The sequence below is a fragment of the Sphingomonas gilva genome (assembly GCF_003515075.1).
GTDB lineage: Bacteria > Pseudomonadota > Alphaproteobacteria > Sphingomonadales > Sphingomonadaceae > Sphingomonas > Sphingomonas gilva.
On sequence record NZ_QWLV01000014.1, the window covers coordinates 1 to 5,851 of the forward strand.

1 protein-coding gene is annotated in these 5,851 nt (G+C 70.0%); it reads left to right on the plus strand.

The features are described from left to right. Window positions 1-191: 191 nt before the first annotated feature. The coding region (locus D1610_RS16760; protein WP_147414361.1) for an RHS repeat domain-containing protein at window positions 192-5,851 on the plus strand (5,660 nt) is incomplete at its 3' end.

Sequence of the window (5,851 nt, forward strand, 5' to 3'; positions counted from 1 at the left end):
TTAAACATATGTCGGTTTTTCCTGATTGGGGGTGTGGGTGAGCGGAGGTTTGCCTTTTGGAGGCGGTCGGGGGTTGGGTGATGTTGGGGATATTTGCGGGGCTTGGGGCTGGGCTTGAGCGTGGTTCGGGGTCGGTGCTGGGTGGTTCCGGGCTGTTGGGGTCTGGGTCGCTGGGCCGTTCTGGCGAGGGGGTGTTTCTCAACGGGGTGACGGGCAATTTGCTGATCGGCCGGCAGGACGAGTATCTGGTGGGGCGTGGTCCCGATATCGGGATAGTGCGGACGTACAACAGCCTGGGGGTGGCGGCGGACGGGGCCGGCGATCATTGGCGGCAGGGCACCGACCGGCGGGTCTACGGGCTGACGGGGGTGCTCAACCAGGCGGGGAGCACGGTCAGGCGGGTCTCGGGCGACGGGTCGGAGATCGTCTATGCCTGGGATGGTGCGAAGGCGGCCTATGTCGCGACCGATGGGGCGGGCGCCTATGACACGCTGGTCCAGGCGGGGGGCGTGTGGACCTGGACCGACGGCGACACGCAGGTGCGCGAGCGCTATGCGGCGTACGGGACGGACAGCTGGCGGATCATCTGGCAGGCGGACACCGACGGCAATGTCCTGAGCTTCACCTATCTGGGCGACGGCAAGCTCGACAAGGTGACGACCAACGACGGCGGCTGGGTGCAATATGGCTGGGATGCGAGCGGCAATCTCGAGAAGCTGGTCACCGGCTACACCGATCATGCCGACGGCGACACGGCGAAGACGCTGACGCGGACGCGCTACGGCTATGACGCGCAGAACCGGCTGACGAGCGTCACGGTCGATCTGAGCCCGGGCGACAATGCGGTCGCCGACGGCGCGGTCTATACGACGACCTACGGCTATCACGGCGCGACCGACCTGATCGCGACGATCGGCCAGACCGACGGGTCGCATGTCGCGATCGGCTATGACGGATCGGGCCGGGTGACGAGCCTGGTGCAGACGGTGGCCTCGGGCGACACGCGGGTGACGGGGATCGTCTATGGCGTCGGCTATACGGTGGTGACCGATCCGGCGGGCAATGCGACGCGGCTCGACTATGACGGCGCGGGCAATCTGACGAAGGTCACCGCGCCACCGGCGGCGGCGGGGGCGGCGGCGCAGGTCGTCGAGTTCGCCTATGATGCCGATGGCGACCTTGTCGGGGTGACCGACGCGGCGGGCGAGACGACCGTCTACGCCCATGACGCCTGGGGCAATGTCGTCAGCCAGACCGACCGGCTGGGCCATGTCGTGACGCGCACCTATGGCGCGAGGAACGAGCTGCTCACCGAGACGCGCCGCGGCGCGGATGCCGGTTCGGCCGATGCCGAGCACACCACGCGCTACGTCTATGACGGCGAGAACCATCTGCGCTACGCGATCACCGCCGAGGGGCGGGTGACCGAGTATCGCTATGAGAACAACGGCTTCCACCAGCATGTCATCGACTATCCCGAGCATCTCCACGATGTGAGCGGGCTGGCGTCGGATGCGGCGCCGACGCTTGCGCAGATGGATGCGTGGCGCAACGGGCTGGCCGACCGCAGCTCGACCAGGGTCATCCGCAACTTCCGCGATGCGCGCGGCAACCTGGTCGAGGTCGATTATTACGGGATTGCGACGGCGGCGGGGGCCGCCTCGAATGCCGACGGCTATACCCGCACCTATTATGTCTACGACCAGGCGGGGCGGCTCTTGTCGCGCAACAACTATACCGAGGCGGTCGAGACCTTCGTCTATGACGGGCTGGGGCGGGTCGTCGCCTCGACCGACGTCCATGGCGGCACGACGAGCATCGTGTTCGACGATGCGCAGACGAAGACGGTGGTGACGACGGCGGGGGGCTATGTCGCCACCTCGACCTATAACAAGGCGGGCGAGCTGGTCAGCCTGGTCGACAGCGGCCCCGGTGTCGCGGGCGGCGAGACCCGGTACCAATATGACAAGCTGGGCCGCGTGCGCGTGGCGATCGATCCGGCCGGGGTGACGCGCTACACGCTCTACGACAATGCGGGCCGGCTGACCGCCGAGGTCAGCGAGCTCGGCGAGGTGACCGAGTACCGCTACGACGCCAACGACCGGCTGGTGGCGACGGTGCGTTACGCCACGCTGGCGAGCACGGCCAACCTGGCGGCGCTCGGCGACCCGGACACCACGCTCGGGATCGCCGCCTTGCGCCCGGCGGGCCATGCCGGTGATCAATGGAGCTGGCGGGTCCATGACGCGGAGGGGCGGCTCGCCGGGACGATCGGCGGCGACGGCGGCGTCGTCGCCTATGCGTACGACCAATCGGGCCGGCTGATCGCGACGCACGCCTATGCCAACCGGCTGGGCGCCGCGCAGCTGAGCGCGTACAAGGCCACGCCGCCTGTTACCTTGACCTTGCCCGCGGCGGACGCGGCGAAGGACAGCGTCGAGCGCAGCTTCTACGACAAGGACGGGCTGCTGGTCGGCACGCTCGACGGCGAGGGCCATCTCCGCCGGATCGTCCATGACCGCGCTGGACAGAAGGTCGGGGAGACCGTCTTCGCCACCGCGACCGCCACCAACCTGCGCGCGTCGGGCACGTTCGAGGCGCTGCTCGCCTCTGTGGGAACCAGCGCCGCCGACCGGTCGGCGCGCTATGTCTATGACGGGGCCGGGCGGCTGCGCTACACGCTCGACGCGCTCGATCAGGTCACCGGCTATGCCTACAATGTCGCGGGCAAGGTGACGCAGACCACCGTCTATGCCGGCGCCGTCGCGACCGGCGGCGACTATACGTTCGACAATGTGAAGGCGCTGGTCGCCTCCTCGGGGCTGGCGGCGAACCCGGCCAACCGCACCAGCTTCATGGTCTACGACGCCGCCGGGCGGCTGGCCTATGCGATCGGCGGCGAGGGCGCGGTCACCGGCTACAGCTATGACATCATGGGCCGGGTGACGAAGACGGTCGCCTACGCCGTCCCGCGCGCGACGCCCTCGCTGCCGGCGCTCTCGACGATGAACAACTGGGCCAATGCTTATGCCGGCCACGCCCAGAACCGCGTCACGCGCCACTATTACACCGCGCGCGGCGAGCTCGCCTATACGGTCGACGGCGAGGGCTATGTCACCGGCGGCACCTTCGACGAAGCCGGGCGGACCACCGCGACGCGGCGCTGGGACACCGCGGTCGCGGTCACCGACGCGACCACCATCGCCACGCTCGCGGGGCTGGTGAGCGGCGGCGGCTACAGCGAGACGCGCTTCGTCCATGACGCGGCCGGGCGGCTCGTCGAGCGGGTCGACGGCGCCGGCTCGGGCGCGGGCGAGACCGGCGTCAGGACGCGGTTCGTCTATCTGGCGAACGGGCTCGTCGGCGAGGAGATCCTCGCCTATGGCGCCAGCGACCAGGCGGTCACGGCGTACAGCTATGACGGCATGGGCCGCGTGCTCGAGGTCACCCGCGCGTCGGGCACCGCCGAGGCGGCGACGACCGGCTACCGCTACAACGCGTTCGGCGAGACGATCGAGGTCATCGATGCGCTGGGAGCCTCGAGCTACAGCTATCACGACCGGCTCGGCCGGGTGACGCATGTCCGCGACGCGGAAGATCACGTCACCGAGACCGTCTACAATGCGTTCGGCGAGGCGGCGTCGGTCACCCGCTACGCCAACAAGGCGACCGGCGGCACCAGCCTGACGCCGGCGGTGACCGCCGATGCCGCCAGGGATGCGACCAGCCATCTCTGGTACGACAAGCTCGGCCGCGCGACCCATGTCCGCGACGCCGAGGGCTATGTCACGGCGACGAGCTACACGGTGTTCGGCGAGGTCGCCCGGACCACCAGCCATGCGGCCAAGGCGACCGGCACGCCCAGCCTCACGACCCCGCCTGCGGTCGCCGCCGATGCGGCGAGGGACCGGACGACCTACAATTACTACGACCGGCTCGGGCGGGTGACGCATGTCCGCGATGCGGAGGATCACGTCACCGAGACGCTTTATACGACCTTCGGCGAGATCGCCGCGGTGACGCGGCGGGCGGACAAGACGGCCGCGCTGGTCACCGCCTTGCCGGCGGTGACGGCCGATCCGGATCACGACGCCGCCACCCGCTTCTATTACGACCGGCTCGGCCGCGCGATCCTGACGCGCGACGCCGAGGACGCCGTCACCCAGACCGGCTATGACGCGCATGGCCGGGTGGTGCTGGTCGTCCGCCGCGCGATCGGGGCCGAGGGCGCGGCCAGCCTGATGGTGACGCCGCTGGTGCAGTCGGACGCCGGGGACCGCGCCACCATCTACGAATATGACCGGCGCGGGCTGCTCGTCGCAGAGACGCTGCCGATCAGCTCGACCCTGCACGATGGCGAGGTCCAGAAGGACGGCTTCGGCTATGTGATCAAGGTCGTCAACCGCTACGCCTACGACCTGCGCGGCAACCGCACGCAGATGATCGAGGCGGCCGGGCTCGATGAAGAGCGCGTCACCGACTATCGCTACGACATGCTCGACCGGCTGACCGCGACCATCGGCCAGGCGGTCGAGGTGCTCGATGCGGGCGATCATGCCGGCACGACGACGGTCAGGCCGGCGACCGTGATCGTCTACGACGCGGCCGGCAATGTGATCGAGACGATCGAGACGGTGGCCGACGCGGCCGGAACGATCGACCCGGCCGATCCCGACCGGGCGCGCACGCTCCATTATTACGACGCGCTCGGCCGGCGCATCGCCGGCATCGACGCGCTCGGGACGCTGTCGGCGTTCGACTATGACGCGAGCGGCGACATGGTGGCGAGCCGGGTCTACGGGACCGCGCTGGCGAGCCTGCCGGCCGCCCCCGGCGGCGCGCCGCCTGCGCCGGCGAACCCCACCGACCACCGCGAGACCATCTACGCCTATGACCGGCTCGGCCGGCTCACCGCGACCAGCATCGCCGGCGTCCGCACGGGCGTGTGGAACGGCTCGAGCTACGTCGTGAGCGCGAGCGCCACGCTCACCACCGGCTTCGAGCATGACGCCTGGGGCAATGTCGTCAGGACGACCGATGCGGCGGGCGGCATGGTGTTCGCCTGGTACGACCGGCTCGGCCGCAAGACGGCCGAGGCCGATCAGGAGAAATATCTCACGACATGGGCCCACGACGCCGAGGGCAACGTCACCGGGGAGCGCCGCCACGCGATCGCCGCCACCGGCGCGCTCGCCACCGCCGCGCCGCCGTCGGTCGCGAGCGTCGCCGCCGACCGCGTCACCAGCTTCACCTACGACCGGAACGGCCGGCGCCTCACCGAGACGCGCCACGGCGTCGAGGCATGGACGATCGATCCCGCCACCGGCCTGCTCGCCGCCGCCACCGGCGACAGCACCGTCACCTACGGCTACACCGTGTTCGGCCAGCTCGAGACCCGGGCCGAAGCCAATGGCGACACCACCAGCTACAGCTACGACGCCGGCGGCCGCCTGGTCCGCGAGGAGCGGGCGTCGTTCCTCGGCCATGACGGCGTCGCGGTCACGCCTGCGATCGACTACGCCTATGACGGGCTCGGCAACCTCACCCGCGCCCGCCAGGCGGGCGCGGGCGACGCGGGCGAGCGCGTCACCCGCAACCTCTACGATGCGGGCGGGCGGCTCGAGAGGACGATCGACGCCGCGGGCGGGACCTTCGACTACGCCTATGACGCCGCCGGCAACCAGCTGGCGAGGACCTGGACCCGCCTCGCCTCGGACGGGACCCCCCGCCACGAAGGCCTGCTCTCAAGCTACGACAGGCTCGGCCGCCTCACCGCCCAGGCCACCGCCGGCCGCGCCACCCCGAGCGCCCAATGGGACAAGGGCGTCGTCCAGGCCACACGCTACAACGC